Genomic DNA, 20,540 nt, shown 5'->3' with positions numbered 1-20,540 from the left:
ATTGAATTACTTCCTATTCATCACTTCATTCTGTCGAAGAATGGCTTCTTTGTGGATCATTCTTAACAATTGAGTGGTGAACTTCTCAGACAGTCCCAGGCTTTTTGCAAGATCAACTCCACGCTCACGAACCTTTTCCCATCGCTGAAGTTGGAGAATTGTCATATTCTTCTCCTTTTTGTACTCTCCTATTTCTTCAACAATATTCATTCGCTGCGCAAGCAACTCTATCAACTGTGCATCTACCGAGTCAATTTGACTTCTATATTTCACAAGCTGATCAATCTCTTCATCGCCCACTACATGTAATCGACAAACCAAACTTCTCAGCATTTGATTTAAATCTTCAGGTGTTAGTTGCTGATCGGCATCGCTCAAAGCTTCATCAGGACAAATATGACTTTCTATCATCAAGCCATCCATATTTAAATCCATTGCCTTCTGGGCCATTTCGTGAATGTATTTTCTACTTCCTGCAATATGACTTGGATCGCAAATAATAGGTAAATTATGGAAGCGCGATTTTAATTCAATAGGAATTTCCCATTTTGGAATATTTCGTAGAATGGTTTTCTCAAACGGATAAAAACCTCGATGAATTGCCGCAAGTTTTGAGATTCCCGCTTTGTGTATGCGCTCTAAAGCCCCAATCCAAAGATTGATATCTGGATTAATTGGGTTTTTAACCATTACGGGCATATTCATCCCTTGTAATGCACTTGCCAATTCCTGAACCGAGAATGGATTTGATGTTGTTCGTGCACCAACCCACAAAATATCAACATTGTGACGCAAACACATTTCAACATGCTTAGGCGATGCCACCTCTACCATGGTTAACAAGCCAGTTTCCTGTTTTACGGTATTCAGCCATTGTAAGGCATCCAGTCCTCTTCCTTCAAAAGAATTTGGTCTGGTTCTAGGTTTCCAAACTCCAGCTCGAAATATCTGAACCTGTTCTGTATCATTTAAAGCCTTTGCAGTTGATACCAACTGCTCCTCAGACTCAGCACTACAAGGTCCACTAATCACTATCGGATGTGTATCCAACTTCTTACTGAACCAATTATGTATAGGCTTGATATTATCCAATCCACTCATATCTTAAAAATTAGGATGCACAAAAATACATTTTTAGTTGATATCTAAAAATTCATTTAAAACAATCGGCAATCATTAAATGATTGCCGATCAAATTATCTTACTCTTCAAGCTTCGATTCTAACTTTCTTAAAGCATATCTTACAGCTTTATAGCTTACATATATTAAGAGTGGCCAGGTAAAAAGCCATATTATTGATGATAAATACATGATTCTTTATTTTTAGTACAAATGATCTTCATTTCTCAATTCTTCCAAATCTAACTTTTTATTGTTGATTGCTCTCCAAGCCCATACAATGTAGGCAATTACAAAAGGAACCATTAAGGACACATAGCTCATTGCCGTTAAAGTGTAATGCGACGCTGATGCATTCTGAATGGTTAAGGAAGACTGCAAATCAGCATTAGATGGATAAAAAGCAGTATGGTTAAACCCTGCCAGCAAGAAAAGTGCAAATACCACCAGAATTGTTCCTCCACCAGTAAACCAAATTCCTTTGGTATATTTTTCTGCTAAATATGATTTAATCAATCCAAACAACACCAATACAACACCAACAAGGAATAAAATTAGCACTACTGGCATTGCCAAAAAGTTATGCAAGTATTTGTATGCCTCAACACTTACGGTTCCCGTTTCTGCATCGACAGCAAAACCATCCATAACCAACAAGCGAATTGCAAAAAATAAGAAAACCACTAAAAATGGAATTCCACAATACAACAATTGCTTTCTCGATCGATTAAAAATCGCTTCATGTTCGATATTATTCATGAAGTACAAGCTTCCCAACAAACGCGCCAATAAGAAAACAGTTAATCCCAAAGCTACATTGTGCAGGTTTAAAACTGCCTCTAATCCACCATATGGAGTTGCCCATTTTGATTGATTCAATTCGTTAACGGTAAATTCTGCTCCATTAAAGAAAGTTCCTACAGCCGTACCAATTAAAATGGTTCCCAACAAACCATTAATAAACAAGAACAACTCGAAGGTTTTTGCTCCCCAAACATTTGATGGTTTGGAACGAAACTCGTAGGCTACTGCCTGAATGATAAAACAAAACAGAATAGCCATCCAAACCCAATAGGCACCGCCAAAAGAGGTTGAATAAAACAATGGAAACGAAGCAAACATTGCTCCCCCAAATGTAACCAGAGTAGTAAATGTAAATTCCCACTTTCTTCCCAGAGCATTAATTAAAAGGGTTCGCTCCTCATCTGATTTTCCCAATCTGTATATTAAAGTTTGGCCTCCTTGAACGAACATTAAGAAAACCAAAATACTCCCTAAAAGTGAGTCTATCACCCACCAATATTGTTGTAATGCTAAATGTGATAAATTTTCAAACATGATTAATGCCCTCCATGATTTGGTCCAAGTTTTATTTGTTTCAACATGATTTTAATCTCAGCAATTAATAATCCAGTAAAAACAGTCAAAAACAAAAAGAAAGTGATCTGAACAGATGTTGTATCGATATTTGATACTGCAGTAAGAGTAGGCATCAGATCTTGAATCACCCATGGCTGACGTCCCATTTCTGCAACAATCCAACCACTTTGCGACGCAACATAGGCCAATGGAATACTCCAAATTGCAGCACGCAAAAACCACTTATTACTCACAATCGATTCTTTATAAACAAATAATAAGGCCAATGTAAATAGCAGTAAAAACCACATACCCAATCCAACCATAATATGGAAGCTATAGAATGTTATCGAGATTGGCGGTACGGTATTGTAAGGATCATCAAAATATCCGTAACCAAAATATTTAAAATTCTCGTTCAACTCATCAAGAGAAGTCTGAGCCAAATTAGCATCCTTATCTTTCTGAGCTTGCTTGTAGGTTTTCAAGGCATGAATGGCCTTGCGTCCCATTTCTATTTTGGTAATCACTGAAGGATGAACAACTCCATCATTATCAGTAAATCCATTGATCACATCATTTACCCCAGGAACAAAAGCATCGCCGTCCATATAAGCCATATAGGAAAGTAGGTTTGGAATTTCCAACTTAAAATTAAAGTCCTTCATATTGTCATTTCCATTTTCCGAAGTAGACGACATTATACCAAAAGCTACCAATCCTGCGCCTTTCGAACCATCATATAAACCTTCCATAGCGGCAAACTTCATAGGCTGATCCCGAACTATTTCACGTGCTGAATTGTCACCAGTCATAACTGTAAACAATGAGGTTATTAAACCAAATACAGATGCAACCACAATACTTTTCTTGGCAAAAGGCACATTCAACTTCTTCAATAAATACCATGCACTTACACCAATTACAAAAATTGCCGCTAAAGTATATGCCGATGAGATCGTATGTAAAAACTTATTAACTGCTGTTGGAGAGAAAAGAACATCCCAAAAATTCACCATTTCATTTCTGGCAGTATCCGCATTAAATTTCATTCCTACCGGATTTTGCATCCAACCATTGGCAACCAAAATCCACAAAGCTGAGAGGTTTGATCCTACTGCAACCAACCATGTTGATATCAGGTGAAACTTCTTACTGACCTTATTCCATCCAAAGAACATCACAGCAATAAAGGTAGATTCCATGAAAAATGCCATAATACCTTCTACCGCCAAAGGAGCTCCAAAAATATCACCCACAAACCAGGAATAATTCGACCAGTTGGTACCAAATTCAAATTCCAGAATAATTCCGGTAGCAACACCTATTGCAAAGTTAATTCCAAATAGTGTCATCCAAAACTTTGTGATCTTTTTCCATTCCGGATTTCCCGTTTTCACATAGATGGTTTCCATTATGGCTATAATGAAAGCCAAACCCAGTGTCAATGGCACAAATATCCAGTGATACATTGCTGTTAAAGCAAATTGAGCTCTAGACCAATCGACCAATGACATGTCGAAGTTTTCAATCATATTACTATTTTTTAGGATTAGTTAATTGTTCAATCACGTAATCACCGCGATCCTTATCATTAGTATATTTTGTTTTTAGAAAATTTGGAAAAAAGAATAGCTTTAATACAAAAAACATAATAAATAACTTCAAGATGATAATCAACCATACTTGTCTACTCCATGATTTTTGCCCGGCAAATCCTTCGTAATAAAACACCCCTATTTTTTTTAGCGTCACCAGTAGTTTCATAAGTGATTCTTGATTTAGAGCTTTGCTAAACGTTTGTAATTCATTCAATAAATAAAAGATGATTTTATCTCTTATTGCTTATCAATAAACTATTCAAATGTATACTATATTCCTAAGCATTCAAGCATTACTACATAGATACTTTTTATAACAGCATTTAAAAAATCAATAAACATTTAATAAACAGGCATTTGTCTAAATGTGATATATCTCACATCTACCTATAAATCTTGATTTTAGAGCTAGATAAAATCCATTTTTTCATCTGGATAGTCATAAAGTGCAATATTTCACTAAATGTTAGTTGCCAACTCCCGGAACAATAACAAAAGCCAATAACAATCGAATTTTCAGAGGATTATAATTAATATTTAAAAAATCGAATTAAAATAATAAAAACACTTCCTCCAGTCATTAAGCTAAAATGCAGGATCAGGATTTCGATATATTTCTTTATATTTGAGATACAACGCAAACGTTGGTGAAACATAAAAAGATTAAACAAAAAGCCTTTAAGGTCAGCAAAATCAAGAGTTGCCCATTCTTATTTAGAATGATTTTAAAGAGTTGCCATTCTACTCAATTGTTCCGCCTAATTAGAAGGTATAATTGATATTTTATTTGAAAACTAACCTTAAATCATAATGAAAGAAGAAACATCGAACAACAGCAGAAGAAAATTCCTGAAAAGTTTTGGTATTTCAGTTGGTGCTGCAGGTGTTGTTAGTAGCTTTTCTCTAATTGGAGCAGCTAAAGCAGCAACTAAAAAACCAGCAGAAATGGTGAATTTGCTTACACAAGACGGACAACTTGTACAAGTAGACAAAAACCAATTGCGACCTACAGTTAATGAACCTCTTGATGAACTTCAAAAAAGAGGACGTGAAGGTATTCCAGGAAAATCATTTGTGATGGTAATTGATTTGAGTAAATGTCGAAATGCAAGAAAATGTATGTCGGCTTGTCAAAATCACCACCAACTAAGAGCTGATCAGCACCATATCAATGTACTTCAAATGCAAGATGCTGAACATACAGCTCCTTACTTCATGCCAAAACCTTGTCAGCATTGCGATAATCCTCCTTGTACAAAAGTTTGCCCGGTTGATGCAACTTTCAAACGTCAGGATGGTATTGTTTTAATTGACAATGAAAGATGTATTGGTTGTCGATTCTGTATTGCAGCTTGTCCGTATTCTGCACGTATATTCCAATGGACCGAACCAAAAGATGCAGAAAAGTACAAGGATCTCACCTATAATATTGAGGCAAACGTTCCACAGAAAAAAGGTACTGTAAGTAAGTGTCTGTTTAGTGCTGATAGATTGCGTGAAGATAAACTTCCGTCGTGTGTATCTGCATGTCCTAATGGTGTATACTACTTCGGAGATAGAAATGAAGATGCTGTAACCAACGGTACTACTGGCGAAACAGTTCGTTTCTCGAAATTAATAGAGGAAAATGCTGGTTATACCTTGATGGAAGAATTGGGTACCAAGCCAAGAGTTTACTATCTACCTCCTAAAAACAGAGCTTTTGAGTTTAATGGCGATTTGTTAAACGAGGAAAATCTTCACTAGAATATCAATAAACAATAGATAATTATTTGCCCTAAATAACTAAATCTTATGAATGACTTACCTAAACAGAAAGAAACTAATCTTTCGTTTGAAAAAATAAAAAAAGACATTCTACATCCAATGCAAAACCATAAAGGTCTTGAACTTTGGATTGTATTTCTGATCACAGTAATTAGTGTTTGCGGTTGGGCCTATTACATCCAGTTAAAAGATGGATTAGGTGTAACCGGTATGCGCGATTACGTTTCATGGGGATTATACATTGCCAACTTCGTATTCTTTGTGGCCGTAAGTTTGGTAGGAATGTTAATTTCCTCAATTTTAGGATTACTGCGTATCGACTGGATAACACCTATTTCCAGAATTGCCGAAATTATAGCTGTCGCCTTTGTAGCAGTTGCAGGTTTGGTAATTGTGTTGGATATGGGTCGACCAGACAGAGTATTAAATGTAATGATTCATGGTCGTTTTCAGTCGCCAATTCTTTGGGATGTAACTGTAATTACTACTTACCTTACGGTGAGTGCCCTATTGCTGATTTTACCAATGATTCCTGATTTGGCAATCTGTAAAAAAGAGCTTACGAAGGCTTCCCCAATCATGAAGAAGTTATACAATATTCTTTCTTTAGGCTATATTAATACGCCAGAACAACACAAGCACCTTCACAAAATGATTAGAACATTAATGGTTCTTATTGTTCCAATTGGTCTTGCAATCCACACCGTTACATCATGGTTGTTTGCAGCAACTCTGCGCAATGGTTGGGATACAACAATCTTTGGCCCTTATTTCGTGGCTGGTGCATTTGTTGCAGGTTCCGCTGCATTGATTATTGCCATGTATTTTTTCAGGGTAAACTACAAGCTACAAGATTACATTACCGATTTACAGTTCGATAAAATGGGTAAGCTTTTGGTAGCTGTTTGTTTGGTGTACCTTTATTTCAACCTGAATGAATTTTTGGTTCCTGGTTATAAAATGAAAACTGGTGATGACATTCACTTGAAGGAATTATTCTATGGAAACTGGGCTATCATGTTCTGGGCATCACAATTGTTAGGAAATATTATTCCTATTATTCTATTGGTGAACAAGAAATTCAGAAAGCCTTTACCAATCATGATCATTTCATTATTTGTTTTGGCTGGTGCATGGTTTAAACGTTATGTAATTGTAATCCCTACAATGCTTCATCCTCATCTTCCAATCCAGAATGTTCCTGAAAACTTTGTGCATTACTATCCTTCTGCAATCGAAATTTCGGTTACTGTTCTAAGTTTTGCATTGGTACTTTTGATTATCACTGTACTTTCTAAAATTTTCCCTGTTGTTCCAATTGTAGAAACAGCAGAGAGCAAAGGAATTGAAGTTAAAATTGATGCCTAAACGAAAAGAATCATGAAGAATACAATTAAAAATATAGCTGCTTTGTTCCTGATTTTTATCTTCTCAGGCTCATTGGCAAATGCGCAGGGCTGGACTGTTCCAAACTCTGCTAAAAAGAAACAAAATCCGTACGAAGCAACATCAAAGAATGTAAGTACAGGTAAAAAAATATACAACCTTCACTGTAAATCTTGTCATGGTGATCCAACAATGGCTAATATGCTACCTTTAGCTCCTGTTGCTCCAACCGATTTGGGTGCACAAAATTTCCTGGTACAATCCGATGGGGAAATTTACTACAAGGTAAATAAGGGACAAGGTGCAATGCCTACTTTCGAGAAAACCATTAGTGATGAAGACAAGTGGATGGTAATTGCTTTTTTAAGATCCTTCGACAAAAACAAAAAGGTTAAACAACAAGTAGCAGAGGTTAAAAATCCAGAGGTTACTGATGTTAAACTTGAATTAAACGTTAATGAAGCTGATAAAACATTATTGGCTAAATTAAGTGGTATTACCAAAAAAGGAAAACGTGTAGGTCTACAAGGCATCGAAATGAGTTTCCTGGTAAAGAGAAGCTTCGGATATCTTGATGTATCTGGTGAAGATCCTTACACCAACGAAAAAGGTGATGTTGCGGTTCAGTTTCCTGCAGATCTTCCTGGAGACAGAGAAGGACAAGTGAACATGATTGTGAAAGTAACCGATGATGCTTTCTATGGAAAGTTGGAAGAAGCAAGAGTAGTTACTCTTGGTGTTCCTACCGATCCTGTAAATCCACTTGATGAAAGAGCAATGTGGGGAACAAGAGCAAATGCTCCAATTTGGATTATTGTGACTTTTGTTGGTGGTGTTTTAGCAATCTGGAGTGTAATCTTCCTGGTATTGTTCCAAATGATTAAACTACCAAAATTGGCAAAAAGCAAAGATTAATCAGTTTCTTCACTTTCTTCCTTTTGGGATTTTGAAGGTCTTCCCAGCTTGTAAAGAAGATATCCAATACCAACTAGAAAGTGAAGAGCGGTTATCGCAACAACAATATAAATTAAACTTGAATCTGTTCTCATAGTCAGAATTTAAATTACGCTCTGCAAGATGGTAAATATGCAGCAAGAAACAAAAAATCAAATTTGTGTGCACTGTGGCGATGACTGTGGCAAGTATCCGGTAATGTGGAATGACAAGCCATTTTGTTGCAACGGTTGTTCCACTGTATACCAGCTTTTGCATGAGAATGAGCTTTGTTCGTACTACGATTTTGAGTCCAATCCAGGAATTAAAATTGAGAGTGGAAAATTTAAAGAGAAGTTTGCATTTCTTGATGAAGAAGAAATTGCCAATCAATTGTATGATTTCTCTGAAGGAAATATCCGTAAACTTACATTGTACGTTCCAGCTATTCATTGTAGCTCTTGTATTTGGTTACTCGAAAATTTAAATATTCTGAATCAAGGAGTATTAAAATCGATGGTCAATTTTGTGAAGAAAGAGGTAAGCTTAACCTTCGATTCTGACCAGGTTAGCATTCGCCAGTTGGCAGAATTACTTTCTTCCATTCACTATATACCTGAAATTACGTTGGACAAGCTTCAGCAAAAGCAGAACAAGGATGCCAACAAAAAATTGCTTTACAAAATAGGTATTGCAGGCTTTTGTTTTGGAAATATCATGCTTTTAAGTTTACCTGAATATGTTCCTGGAAGTGAATATTTGGAAACTCATTTCAAGAACTTCTTTGGAATGATGAATTTCTTCCTGGTTCTTCCGGTATTTCTTTATAGCGGTAATGATTACATGATTTCAGCTTACAAAGCAATCAAACATCGTTTTGTAAATATTGATGTTCCTATTTCACTGGGAATTCTGACTTTATTCATTCAAAGTTCTTATGAAATATTCTCTGGAACTGGTGCCGGATATATGGACTCTCTTACAGGATTGATCTTTTTCCTTCTCATTGGCAAATGGTATCAAAACCGAACTTACCAGGCTTTGTCTTTCGAGAGAGATTATCGCTCCTATTTTCCAGTGGCAGTTAGTAAAATGGAAAATGGACAGGAAGTAAGTACGCCGATTGAAAAATTGAAAAGTGGCGATATCATTCTAATCAGAAATCAGGAACTGATTCCTGCAGATAGTATTCTGACCAAAGGAGATGCTCAGATTGATTACAGCTTTGTAACTGGTGAATCGAAACCTGTTTTTAAGGATGCTGGAGATCAAATTTTTGCTGGTGGTAAGCAAATGGGTAGCGCCATTGAACTAACCATCGAAAAAGATGTAGTTCAAAGCCGATTGACCCAGCTTTGGAATCAATTTGATGAAGAAAATGGTGAAGCTTCAAAGCTAAATTCCTTAATTGACAGAATTAGCAAACATTTTACGCTAATTATTATTGCCATAGCGGTATTAAGTGGCGTTTACTGGTTATTTAATGATACCAGCAAAGCCATTTTCGCCTTTACATCAGTATTAATAGTGGCCTGTCCTTGTGCATTGGCATTATCTGCTCCTTTTGCATTGGGCAATACCATGCGATTAATGGGCCGATTGGGAATTTATTTGAAAGGTTCTCATGTTGTTGAGAAATTAAACTCCATTACCAGTATTGTTTTCGATAAAACCGGAACCATTACCCAGGCTGATGAAGTCAAAATTTCCTTTGAAGGTGAAAAATTGGGTCCTGAAGATTATGTAGCCGTAAAGTCTTTAACCAGACATTCAACTCATATCTTAAGTTCATCAATTTACGATCACCTAAGAGATATCAGTCCAGAGAATGTAAAAGATTATCATGAGCTTCCATCTATGGGAATATCAGGGATTGTTAATGGTCACGAAATCAAACTGGGTTCAGCAAAATTCATTTCAGAAGGAATTTCAGAAAGCAAATCTTTAACTACAGAAGTTTATTATTCGGTTAATGGAAATGTGAAGGGTCACTTTTCTTTAAGCAATCAATACAGATCTGGTTTATCAGATTTGATTAAAAATTTATCATCGAAATACGATTTGCATGTTCTTACCGGTGATAATGATGCAGAAAGAGAAAACCTGGAGAAAATTTTCCCAGCCTCATCTAACCTTCGATACGATCAATCGCCAAATGATAAGTTGGAATATATCAACCAACTGAAGCAAGAAGGTAAAAAAGTATTGATGATTGGAGATGGATTAAACGATGCAGGAGCTTTAAAGTCGAGCGATGTGGGAATTTCAATTGCAGATGATGTTTACCATTTTTCACCTGCATGCGATGCGATTTTGGAATCCTCAAAATTCTCTGAACTGACTCGGTTCTTATCAATTACAAAGAAGAGCATTTGGATTGTAAAATTAAGCTTCTTGCTTTCGTTTATGTATAACTTTGTTGGCCTTTATTTTGCCATACAAGGGATATTATCTCCTATTGTTGCAGCACTGTTAATGCCGATTAGTTCCGTTTCGATTGTGGCTTTTACAACCATCACAACCAATTTGATTGCAAAAAACAAAGAAGAAAGTAAAAAATATAATAAGAAGAATAAATTGGAAACCTATCAAACCTCCAATTCTGTTCAATTGAATTAGTATAAACCAGCTAGAAGCCTTAAGCTAATAGCTAACAGTTATAAAATATGAGTGTATTGTTCGTTTTAATCGGTGTGAGTATGCTAGTGGCAGGAGGATTCCTAATTGGATTTCTATGGGCCGTTAAAAAAGGGCAATACGATGACTCCTACTCTCCTTCGGTAAGAATTTTATTCGAAGATAAAGAGAAGAAGGCCGAAGAATTATTAGATCTAGAAAATACAGCAAAGAAGAACCATAAATCTTAATTTAATGGAAACACAACATTTTTCTTACGATAACAAAATCGTTAAATATTTTGCCTACGCAACCATTCTTTGGGGTGTAGTCGGAATGTTGGTAGGGTTATTGGCAGCCTTGCAGCTTGCTTTCCCTGTTTTTAACTTTAATTTGGAATACACCACTTTCGGACGTATTCGTCCAATCCACACCAATGCGGTAATTTTCGCATTTGTTGGGAATGGTATTTTTGCCGCAGTATACTATTCGCTGCAGCGATTGCTAAAAGCCAGGATGTTTAGCGATAAACTAAGCTGGGTTCACTTTTGGGGATGGCAGGCAATTATTGTTTCTGCAGCCATTACTTTCGTACTTGGTATCACTACCAGTAAAGAGTATGCAGAATTGGAATGGCCAATCGACATCGCAATTACCATTATTTGGGTGGTATTTGGATGGAACATGTTTGGTACAATTCTAAGACGTAGAGCCGATCACCTATATGTTTCCATTTGGTTCTATATCGCAACCTTTGTAACTGTTGCAGTACTTCACATTGGTAACTCAATCGAGCTTCCTTATAGCTGGATTCAGTCATACCCGGTTTATGCAGGTGTTCAGGATGCTTTGGTACAATGGTGGTACGGACATAATGCCGTGGCATTCTTCCTAACCACTCCTTATTTGGGATTGATGTACTACTTCTTGCCTAAGGCGGCGAATCGTCCGGTATACTCATACCGATTATCGATTATTCACTTCTGGGCATTGGTATTCCTTTATATCTGGGCTGGTCCTCACCACTTGTTATACACCGCGCTTCCTGATTGGGCTCAATCATTAGGAGTTGTATTCTCAATCATGTTGATTGCTCCATCTTGGGGAGGTATGTTCAACGGATTGCTTACGCTTCGTGGTGCTTGGGATAAAGTTCGCGATAGCGCAACATTGAAATTTATGGTGGTTGCCGTAACCGCTTACGGTATGTCAACTTTCGAAGGTCCAATGATGTCATTAAAATGGGTGAACTCATTAACACACTATACCGACTGGACAATTGCTCACGTTCACATTGGAGCAATGGGTTGGAATGGATTCTTAACTTTTGGTATGCTTTACTACCTATTCCCAAAAATGTGGAAGACCAAGTTGTATTCGGAAAAATTGGCGAATGCTCACTTCTGGATGGGAACATTAGGTATGATTTTCTATGCATTGCCATTGTACTGGGGAGCTGTAGTTCAAACTTTAATGTGGAAAGAATTTACTCCTGACGGATTATTGGCTTACCCTAACTTCCTTGAAACCATTACCCAGATTCTTCCAATGTATCACGTACGTGTTCTTGGTGGATTATTATACTTTGCAAGTTTGTTCTTGATGGTTTACAACCTCTTAAAGACAGCTGCTTCAGGTAAATGTGCAGATAATGAAGAAGCTTCTGCTCCTGCATTACACTCTCCTAAGAAGCGTGAAAAAGGTGAAGGCTTACACCGTTGGTTAGAGAGAAAACCAGTTCAGTTCATGGTACTTTCTACTGTGGCTATTTTAATTGGTGGTGCTTTCGAGATCATTCCAACTTACTTGATCAAATCAAATGTACCAACCATTGAAAGTGTGAAACCATATACGCCACTTGAGCTTCAAGGTCGTGATATTTATATCCGTGAAGGATGTAACACATGTCACTCGCAAATGGTTCGTCCATTCAGATCTGAAACGGAACGTTATGGTGAATATTCTAAAGCTGGTGAATTTGTATATGATCACCCACACCTTTGGGGATCGAAACGTACTGGTCCGGATTTGGCTCGCACCGGTGTTCCTGGTGGTAAAATGTACAAGACCAATGTATGGCATTACAACCACATGTTGGATCCTCAGAAGATGAATGCGCAATCAATCATGCCTAAATATCCATGGTTGATTAAAGATGAATTGGATATCTCATCAACTCCAGCGAAGATCAGAGCAATGACCACACTTGGAGTTCCTTACGATGAAGCTCCATATCCTGCTAATTACGATCAGGTGGCAAACGATGATTTGAAAAAACAAGCCGAAGAGATTGCTGCTGATTTGAATGCAAATGGAATTGATGTTACAAGCGACAAAGAGATTATTGCTTTGATTGCATACCTGCAGCGTTTGGGTAGAGATATATCAGTTAAGGAGTAAATGAGGAATTAGTGAATGAGTAAATGAGTCACAGAGATAAAAAGTTTAACTAAAGTACTCTGTACTCATTACTTGACACTCAATACTAAAAAATAAAAATATGAAATTAGTTAGTCATTACTTACAAGGCATATCAGATGTGGGGTTCTTTCCAAGTATCTCATTACTGATTTTCTTCCTGTTTTTTGCAGGAATGGTTTGGTGGGCTTTTAAGAAAAGTAACAAGGCCTATTTCGTTCAAATGGAAAGCTATGCTCTTGATGAAGATGATATGGATTCTTCTGAGATAAATAATAATTGACCCTAAATCTATACCAATGGATAACGATAAATATATTGAAGAAAACAAGCACCTGATTAGCGATCACGATTACGATGGCATCAAAGAATTGAATAATCCAATGCCAAAATGGTGGCGATACTTATTCTATGCAACCATTGTGTTTTCGGCAGTTTACATTTTCCGCTACCATGTATTCGGAGATGATTTGCAGATTGCAGAATACAACAAGGAAATGGCCCTGGCTGAAGCAAACAAACCAAAACCTAAGTTTGATGAGAATGCATTGGTTTTAATGACGGATGCAGACAATCTTGCCAAAGGAAAAGAAATCTACGACAAGAACTGTATTGCATGTCACGGTGCAGTTGGAGAAGGAAATGCAATTGGACCGAACCTTACAGACAAATACTGGCTAAACGGAGGTTCTTTGCAGGATGTTTACCAAATTATTAAGGTAGGTAAACCTCTAAAAGGAATGCTAGCCTGGCAAAACCAACTTTCTCCTGAACAAATGCTACAAGTTTCAAGTTACACCATGAGCTTACAAGGAACTAATCCTCCTAATGCACGAGAAGCTCAAGGAGAACTAGTAGAGTAAAATATTAAGCTCCAAGTTTCAAGTTACAAGCTTCAAGAATATGAACTTGAGGCTTGAGACTTGAAGCTTGGAGCTAATTCAAAATCATATTACAAAGAATCTATATTCTTGTGAGTTAAAACCGCAAAATTGATTTGTGGCAAAAACAAAACAACAATGGCTCCTGAAAATCCTTACAACACTTATCGCGATCAGTTGGCAACACTGAATGATAGTGGAAAGCGAAGATGGGTTTACGCCCAGAAACCAAAAGGTAAACTTTATAACTACAGAAATATAGTAAGCTATACATTGCTTGCGCTGATGTTTGGCTTACCATTTATAAAAGTAGGCGGTGAACCTTTGTTTCTGTTAAATGTTCTGGAGCGTAAGTTTATTCTGTTTGGTATAAGATTCTGGCCACAGGATTTCCATATCTTTCTTTTTTCGATGATCACTCTATTTGTTTTCATCGTATTTTTCACCGTTTCTTACGGTAGAATTTGGTGTGGGTGGACTTGTCCACAAACTGTTTTTATGGAGTTCATCTTCAGAAAAATCGAATACCTAATCGAAGGCTCACACCAGGAACAAAGGAAACTAGATGCCCAATCCTTTAACTTTGAAAAGTTCTGGAAAAAAGGCTTAAAGACAGTTCTCTTTTATGCCATCTGTTTCTTGATCACAAATACTTTCCTAAGTTACATTATTGGAATAGATGAATTGTGGAAAATCATAAACGATCCCATATCAGAGCATAAAGTTGGTTTTACTGTGGCATTAGCCTTCTCAGGTGTAATGTACTTTGTATTTGCCAAATTAAGAGAACAGGTTTGTTCAATGATTTGCCCATACGGCAGACTGCAAGGTGTGTTGCTGGATTCGAACACCATTGTGGTTGCGTATGACTACAAACGAGGCGAAGAACGTGCTCCGCTTGAAGCTGGTGAAGATCGCGAAGAAGAAGGAAAAGGAGATTGTATAGATTGCTACCAATGCGTTGATGTTTGTCCGACAGGTATTGATGTTCGTGATGGAACTCAATTGGAATGTATCAACTGTACTGCCTGTATTGATGAATGTAATTCGGTAATGGAATGGGTTGGGAAACCTAAGGGATTAATTCGTTTCGATTCTGAAAAGAATATCGCCGAAGGCAAAAAGAACAACTGGCCGGTTCGTAAAATTGCTTATACAATTGTACTTACCGCATTAATCGGTGTTGTGATAGGATTATTTGCCTCAAGAACCGATTTGGAAGCAATTATTCTGCGTACACCTGGCTTAATGTTCCAGCAGCAAGACAATGGTAAAATCAGTAATATGTATAACTTTAAGGTGGTGAACAAAACTACCGAAGAAGTGCCGATTCACTTTAAAATTATGGATCACGAAGGTGAGATTAAGGTAATTGGTGAAGAATTAAAAGCTGATGCAAGCTCAATAAGAGAAGGTGTATTTTTTGCCATTCTCCCTAAGTCGGAAATTAAAGGCGATAAAGTACCAATTAGCATTGGAGTATATGCAGATCAGAAATTAATTGAAGAGGTGGAATTAACTTTTGTTGGGCCAAATTAATGGACTGATAAATACATAGAGGCTTATAAGATGAAGAAATTGAATTGGGGAACAAAGCTGGGAATCATGGCATCGATATACGTTATTGGTGTATTGATTTTTGTTGGATTTAGTACAACTCAAAAAATTAACCTGGTATCGAAGGATTACTATCCTTCCGGGGTGAAACATCAGGATAAAATCAATAAGATTAGAAATGCACAGCAGCTGGAAACCCCCGTAAGTATTGAACAGGTAGGAGATCATATTAAAATTACTTTTCCTGCAGGTATGAAATCGGGTGTAAAAGGTGACATCATTGTGTACCGACCTGCCGATTACGATTTGGACCTAAAATATAAATTAGCCTTAAACGATAGCGGCGTTCATATTTTAAACACAAGTAACCTATTAAAAGGCCGATACACCATTAAAATAGATTGGGTTTTTAATGATGTTCCTTACTATAAGGAAGAGGCGATTTATTTGAGTAAGTAATTAACCACTAAGGACACGAAGGCATTTCGCAAAGAACACAAAGTTTATAAATAACAGTTAGTAACATCAGAGTATGGTACAAAGCACTTCAAGCTTAAGCAGAGAAATTATCTATAAGAAGGTTCTCGACTGTGCATTTAGAGTTCATACAGCTTTAGGGCCTGGTTTATTGGAAAGTGCCTATGAAGAATGTTTGTTTTATGAACTTTGTCAGGAAGGCTTACATGTTGAGAAGCAAAAAGCGCTTCCTCTGGTTTATAAAGATGTGAAACTTGAAAGTGGATATAGGCTAGATCTTCTGGTAGAAAGCTCTGTAATTGTAGAAATAAAGTCTGTTGAAACTTTAAATGATGTTCATTTGGCACAGATATTAACATACCTGAAACTTTCCAAATGCAAATTGGGCTTGTTGGTTAACTTCAATGTCAAATCGCTAAAACATGGTATCAGAAGAGTAATATTTTAAAGCTTAGTGTTCTTTGTGAATGAACTTAGTGCACTTTGTGGTTAAACAAAACAAACACATGGTATATATATCAGCATTAACATTAGGGCTTTTGGGCAGCTTCCACTGCGTTGGAATGTGTGGTCCTATAGCATTGGCAATTCCACTAAAAACAGATTCGTGGTTAGCCAGAATCTTTGGTGGCGTTTTATACAATTTGGGTAGAGCAATTACCTATGCGGTAATGGGAGCTGTATTCGGACTTCTGGGGCGTGGATTGGTAATGAGCGGATTTCAACAATGGGTATCCATTATTATGGGAGCCATAATGATTCTTTCAGTCATAACACCATCCATCTATAAAAATCGATTCAATGCCGACAAAGGGGTATTCTCATTCGTAGGCAAATTAAAAATGTCATTGGGAAAACTATTTGCTCAGCGAAGTTATAGCTCATTGTTAATGATTGGATTATTAAATGGCTTATTGCCTTGTGGATTGGTATACTTTGCCATTGCAGGTGCTATTGCAACAGGATCATCGGCCAGCGGTAGCTTGTTCATGTTTATATTCGGACTGGGAACTTTACCAATGCTTTTGGCAATTTCTCTTATCGGAAACATGATTACACTGGAACTGCGCAAAAAAATAACCAAACTGATTCCGTATGCAATTGTTTTTATTGGCGTGCTATTCATTCTTCGTGGATTAAGCCTGGGAATTCCATATTTAAGCCCTCCTGAAAAAGCAATGACAGTTCCGGTTGAAGAAGCTCAACAAGAAAAGCCTTCTTGTTGTCATTAAACAAACAAGCAATTTTCTCAAGATTTTGCTCCTGATATGATATTACATCAGAGGTGAGCGGGATGAATCCTTAGCTCACCTTTATTGCTTCTAAACCCCAATGATATGACTTTGAGATCAACTCGGAGGACTTTGAGATGATATCGGAACACTTTCAACCCCAAGCAATAGACTTTGAGATGAAATCAATATACTTTTAGCTCCAAGAAATGAACTTTGAGATAAAATCAATACATCTTCAACTCCAAGAAATAGACTTTGAAATGGGATAAATATACTTTTAGCTCCAAGCATTAGACTTTTAGGTGATATCAATACACTTTTAGCTCCTAGAAATGGGCTTGTTATTTTTATCAATAGATGATATCTTACAAAACTTATTAATTAAGATAGAAAAACCGAAGCTAGTTTTATATACACTCCCATTAATCTCTGAATAAAACCACTACTTTATTGCTATGATAAAAACATTTTTTAATCAGCAGACTCAAATTCTGGAAACAACATATTCTGGAAAAGTAAGTTTAAATGAAATTGTTGAATACATAAACCAAACCAAGTGTAATCCAAATTACCCAAGAGCACTAAAAATACTGACTTCCTGTATTGATTCTGAAATGACTTTTGGCCCCAATGATATTCTTAAAATTGTTGAAGCCAATAATCAATCACTGGAAAAATACGACAGCATTACTGATGCACTTGTCGTGAACAATCCTAACGAAACAGCACTTATCATTTTCTTTCAAATGCTTTCTGAAAATAAAAAATACAAAGTCGATGCCTTCTCAACCGAAGAAGCGGCATTGAATTGGCTTCAAAATATTAATTCTTAATCTTTAGCAATATCATATGGACAAAGTTGAAGAATACATATACAATTTTGAAGGGGAACAAAGAGAAATTCTCTTGCAGCTTCATAACCTGATGTTGTCTTTTCCTCATGTTGTGGCCAAGTACCGATACAAAGTTCCGTTTTATTACCGAAAAGCCTGGATTTGTTACTTACTTCCCAATAAGAATGGTACAGTAGACCTATCTTTTACCAGAGCACATGAGTTTGCCGACGAAAACAAACTGCTCGACTTCAGAGATAGAAAAATGGTTGGAAGCATTTGTCTTTCCAGGCTCACTGATATCAATCAGGATGTAATGCTTCTCATTCAGGAAGCTCTTTTGATTGATGATACTGTGCCCTACACTAAAAAGTGGTTCGGCAGAGACAAGAAGTAACTATTCGGTAAAATCTAAAATATCGCCAGGCTTACATTCCAATTCTCGACAAATTGCCTCCAGCGTAGAAAAACGAATGGCCTTAGCCTTCCCACTTTTAAGAATCGATAAATTAGCCACAGTAATGCCGATACGCTCAGCAAGCTCCTTCGAACTCATTTTGCGTTTGGCTAGCATTACATCTAAGTTTGTTATTATTGGCATATCTATTCTTTTAAATGGTTAATTCACTTTCTTCTTTTAATTGAATTCCGGCTTTGTACACTTCTGCGATTACTAAAGTGATAAGAAACGAAAGTATACCTAATAAATTAAAATAATCGGGATGTAAATGGATTAACTTACCCATCACATAAATGTCCTCGACAAGAAAATAAGAGAAAACTACAGCCACAAGAAATTTATATAAAATATATGCTAAAGTAATAAAAGCTATTTTCCTGATTCGCATATAATTTACATCTACAAAAAACTCTCTCATTGATTGGCTCACCGATAAAGTATGAAATATATCTTTAAATTGTTTTGTAACAAGAAAAGCACACAAAAACATCGCAATATTATTTAAAAAGGCTAAGAATCTATACCCCATATCACTAGTAATAAAAGATTCTGGCATTACTTCAACCATCCCGACTCCTTTAAATGCTGAATCTCCAATTAATGTATAATTTATAGGAAGTTCTAAATAACTACTCATCAAACTGAACTCTAATTGACTCGTCGAATCCAATCCAATAATTAAATTTAAAGGAATGAAAACAATTGTTCCTGCCAAACCAAGAACACTAAGAATATAAAACAAATAAAACGTAGAATACAAGTGCTTCAATAATCGATTATTCTTTTTCATAGGGTTAGATTTAGTATAACTTACTAATACAAACCTAAACAATTATTTTTTGTTTTTCAACTCTTTTTTATCGTTTTTCAATAATTTTATTTCCTTTTTCAATAATACAAAAGTATCAAAGGCCCATAAAACCTGTCCATAATGCATCTTTATTATTCCTCAATAATTATATGTAATTTCGCCCCAAATTTCTGAAGCTAACTGAAAATGAACAAACAATCTCTTATGGTATATGCCAGTATTGTATTGGCAATGCTTTTTTGGAGTTTCTCTTTTGTATGGGTAAAAATTGTTTACCTGGTTTACAATCCAATGACAACAGTTTTGTTACGCCTAATTATTTCATCTGCACTTTTATTTCTTATTGGTAAAAGTCTAAAAAGAATTCAAGGCATTCGCAAAGAAGACAGAATGCACTTGGTATTACTGGCATTTTTTGAGCCTTTCCTGTATTTTTTGGGCGAAAGTTTCGGATTAAAGTTAGTCTCATCAACTTTAGGAGCGGTAATCATTTCAACCATTCCATTGTTTTCACCAATTGCAGCTTATTTTTTCCACAAAGAAAAGGTAAGCCCTAAAATTGTATTGGGAATTTTGTTTTCAGTAGTCGGTGTAGGTGTTATCATTTTCAACAAGCAATTCGACCTGGTAGCATCTCCTTTGGGAATTGCATTAATGTTTGTGGCTGTAGGAGCTGCTGTAGCTTATTCAATTGTATTAAAAGGCTTGGCTTCAAAATACAATCCGCTTACGCTGATTTCTTATCAAAACTTAATTGGCATCGCATTCTTTTTACCTTTGTTCCTAAGCCTTGAATTGAATCACTTCTTAAATGCAAAACCAACAAGCGAGGTTTGGATTGCTTTGGTTGAATTAGCCGTGTTTGCTTCATCATTGGCATTTATATTTTTCACCTACGGATTAAAACATTTGGGAATCAATAAATCGAATATATTTATCAATGTCATTCCAGTGTTTACTGCAATTTTTGCATTTTTTGTACTGAACGAAACACTTACATTTCAAAAAATGTTAGGAATTTCAATTGTAATATCAGGCTTGTTCTTATCGCAGGCCAAACTAAAATTCTCAAAAGTTAAGAAGTAA

The 20,540-nt window shown here is 36.3% G+C and carries 22 protein-coding genes; 15 read left to right on the top strand and 7 right to left on the bottom strand.

Features of this window, described 5'->3' with window-relative positions; translation table 11 throughout:
- Positions 1-6: 6 nt before the first annotated feature.
- The 4 genes from NQ163_RS00635 to NQ163_RS00620 all read right to left on the bottom strand — a co-directional run bounded on the left by NQ163_RS00635 (position 7) and on the right by NQ163_RS00620 (position 4,246).
- Positions 7-1,101 (bottom strand): chorismate mutase, encoded by a 1,095-nt coding sequence (locus tag NQ163_RS00635; RefSeq protein ID WP_268188395.1) that lies wholly within the window; start codon positions 1,099-1,101, stop codon positions 7-9.
- Positions 1,102-1,324: 223 nt separating this feature from the next.
- Positions 1,325-2,458, bottom strand: a complete 1,134-nt coding sequence (gene cydB, locus NQ163_RS00630) for a cytochrome d ubiquinol oxidase subunit II (RefSeq protein WP_268188394.1) — start codon at positions 2,456-2,458, stop codon at positions 1,325-1,327.
- Between the two features lie 2 nt (positions 2,459-2,460).
- Positions 2,461-4,014 (bottom strand): cytochrome ubiquinol oxidase subunit I, encoded by a 1,554-nt coding sequence (locus tag NQ163_RS00625; protein WP_268188393.1) that lies wholly within the window; start codon positions 4,012-4,014, stop codon positions 2,461-2,463.
- Between the two features lie 4 nt (positions 4,015-4,018).
- Complete coding sequence (locus NQ163_RS00620) at positions 4,019-4,246, bottom strand: DUF4492 domain-containing protein (RefSeq protein WP_268188392.1); 228 nt, start codon at positions 4,244-4,246, stop codon at positions 4,019-4,021.
- A gap of 644 nt (positions 4,247-4,890) precedes the next feature.
- On the opposite strand from NQ163_RS00620, the gene NQ163_RS00615 reads away from it, so the two are divergent.
- From NQ163_RS00615 to NQ163_RS00605, 3 genes are read left to right on the top strand one after another with little or no spacing between them, the layout of a single operon-like run.
- Positions 4,891-5,826 carry a 4Fe-4S dicluster domain-containing protein gene (locus NQ163_RS00615; protein WP_268188391.1) on the top strand — a complete coding sequence of 312 codons (936 nt, stop codon included), beginning with the start codon at positions 4,891-4,893 and terminating at the stop codon, positions 5,824-5,826.
- 48 nt (positions 5,827-5,874) lie between these two features.
- Positions 5,875-7,215 carry an NrfD/PsrC family molybdoenzyme membrane anchor subunit gene (gene nrfD, locus NQ163_RS00610; protein ID WP_120238481.1) on the top strand — a complete coding sequence of 447 codons (1,341 nt, stop codon included), beginning with the start codon at positions 5,875-5,877 and terminating at the stop codon, positions 7,213-7,215.
- Positions 7,216-7,227: 12 nt separating this feature from the next.
- Positions 7,228-8,148 carry a c-type cytochrome gene (locus tag NQ163_RS00605; RefSeq protein ID WP_268188390.1) on the top strand — a complete coding sequence of 307 codons (921 nt, stop codon included), beginning with the start codon at positions 7,228-7,230 and terminating at the stop codon, positions 8,146-8,148.
- Here NQ163_RS00605 and NQ163_RS00600 read toward each other — a convergent pair.
- Positions 8,145-8,282, bottom strand: a complete 138-nt coding sequence (locus NQ163_RS00600) for a hypothetical protein (protein WP_268188388.1) — start codon at positions 8,280-8,282, stop codon at positions 8,145-8,147. The genes NQ163_RS00605 and NQ163_RS00600 overlap by 4 nt on opposite strands.
- A 37-nt stretch (positions 8,283-8,319) precedes the next feature.
- On the opposite strand from NQ163_RS00600, the gene NQ163_RS00595 reads away from it, so the two are divergent.
- From NQ163_RS00595 to NQ163_RS00545, 11 genes are all read left to right on the top strand, one after another.
- Positions 8,320-10,785 carry a heavy metal translocating P-type ATPase gene (locus NQ163_RS00595; RefSeq protein WP_268188387.1) on the top strand — a complete coding sequence of 822 codons (2,466 nt, stop codon included), beginning with the start codon at positions 8,320-8,322 and terminating at the stop codon, positions 10,783-10,785.
- A gap of 47 nt (positions 10,786-10,832) precedes the next feature.
- Positions 10,833-11,033: a cbb3-type cytochrome oxidase assembly protein CcoS gene (ccoS, locus tag NQ163_RS00590; RefSeq protein ID WP_054717010.1), complete on the top strand. Its 201-nt coding sequence runs from the start codon at positions 10,833-10,835 to the stop codon at positions 11,031-11,033.
- A gap of 4 nt (positions 11,034-11,037) precedes the next feature.
- Positions 11,038-13,182: a cytochrome-c oxidase, cbb3-type subunit I gene (gene ccoN / locus NQ163_RS00585; RefSeq protein WP_268188386.1), complete on the top strand. Its 2,145-nt coding sequence runs from the start codon at positions 11,038-11,040 to the stop codon at positions 13,180-13,182.
- Positions 13,183-13,282: 100 nt separating this feature from the next.
- Positions 13,283-13,483 (top strand): cbb3-type cytochrome oxidase subunit 3, encoded by a 201-nt coding sequence (locus tag NQ163_RS00580; RefSeq protein ID WP_120238477.1) that lies wholly within the window; start codon positions 13,283-13,285, stop codon positions 13,481-13,483.
- Positions 13,484-13,499: 16 nt separating this feature from the next.
- Entirely contained in the window at positions 13,500-14,063 is a 564-nt protein-coding gene (locus NQ163_RS00575; RefSeq protein ID WP_268188385.1) for a cbb3-type cytochrome c oxidase N-terminal domain-containing protein, read from the top strand.
- Between the two features lie 156 nt (positions 14,064-14,219).
- Complete coding sequence (ccoG, locus tag NQ163_RS00570) at positions 14,220-15,620, top strand: cytochrome c oxidase accessory protein CcoG (protein ID WP_268188384.1); 1,401 nt, start codon at positions 14,220-14,222, stop codon at positions 15,618-15,620.
- 30 nt (positions 15,621-15,650) lie between these two features.
- The gene (locus NQ163_RS00565; protein ID WP_268188383.1) at positions 15,651-16,097 is read left to right on the top strand and encodes a FixH family protein; all 447 of its coding nucleotides are present in this window, start codon (positions 15,651-15,653) and stop codon (positions 16,095-16,097) included.
- Between the two features lie 73 nt (positions 16,098-16,170).
- Positions 16,171-16,563: a GxxExxY protein gene (locus NQ163_RS00560; RefSeq protein WP_268188382.1), complete on the top strand. Its 393-nt coding sequence runs from the start codon at positions 16,171-16,173 to the stop codon at positions 16,561-16,563.
- Positions 16,564-16,621: 58 nt separating this feature from the next.
- Positions 16,622-17,347 (top strand): sulfite exporter TauE/SafE family protein, encoded by a 726-nt coding sequence (locus NQ163_RS00555; protein WP_110361111.1) that lies wholly within the window; start codon positions 16,622-16,624, stop codon positions 17,345-17,347.
- Between the two features lie 458 nt (positions 17,348-17,805).
- Positions 17,806-18,183, top strand: coding sequence for a hypothetical protein (locus tag NQ163_RS00550; RefSeq protein WP_268188381.1), 378 nt, complete (start codon positions 17,806-17,808; stop codon positions 18,181-18,183).
- A gap of 16 nt (positions 18,184-18,199) precedes the next feature.
- Entirely contained in the window at positions 18,200-18,580 is a 381-nt protein-coding gene (locus NQ163_RS00545) for a DUF1801 domain-containing protein (RefSeq protein ID WP_268188379.1), read from the top strand.
- Here NQ163_RS00545 and NQ163_RS00540 read toward each other — a convergent pair whose 3' ends face one another.
- Together NQ163_RS00540 and NQ163_RS00535 are read right to left on the bottom strand one after the other, a co-directional pair.
- Positions 18,581-18,784 (bottom strand): helix-turn-helix domain-containing protein, encoded by a 204-nt coding sequence (locus NQ163_RS00540; protein ID WP_110361114.1) that lies wholly within the window; start codon positions 18,782-18,784, stop codon positions 18,581-18,583.
- A 10-nt stretch (positions 18,785-18,794) separates the two neighbouring features.
- Positions 18,795-19,433: a DUF2975 domain-containing protein gene (locus NQ163_RS00535; RefSeq protein WP_268188378.1), complete on the bottom strand. Its 639-nt coding sequence runs from the start codon at positions 19,431-19,433 to the stop codon at positions 18,795-18,797.
- Positions 19,434-19,640: 207 nt separating this feature from the next.
- Between NQ163_RS00535 and NQ163_RS00530 the strand changes: the two genes are divergently transcribed.
- Positions 19,641-20,540, top strand: a complete 900-nt coding sequence (locus NQ163_RS00530; protein WP_268188377.1) for a DMT family transporter — start codon at positions 19,641-19,643, stop codon at positions 20,538-20,540.

Source organism: Marinifilum sp. D737 (genome assembly GCF_026672275.1).
Lineage (GTDB): Bacteria > Bacteroidota > Bacteroidia > Bacteroidales > Marinifilaceae > Marinifilum.
The sequence above is the reverse complement of the archived record's forward strand: the minus strand, read 5'-3'. Positions and strand labels throughout refer to the sequence as shown.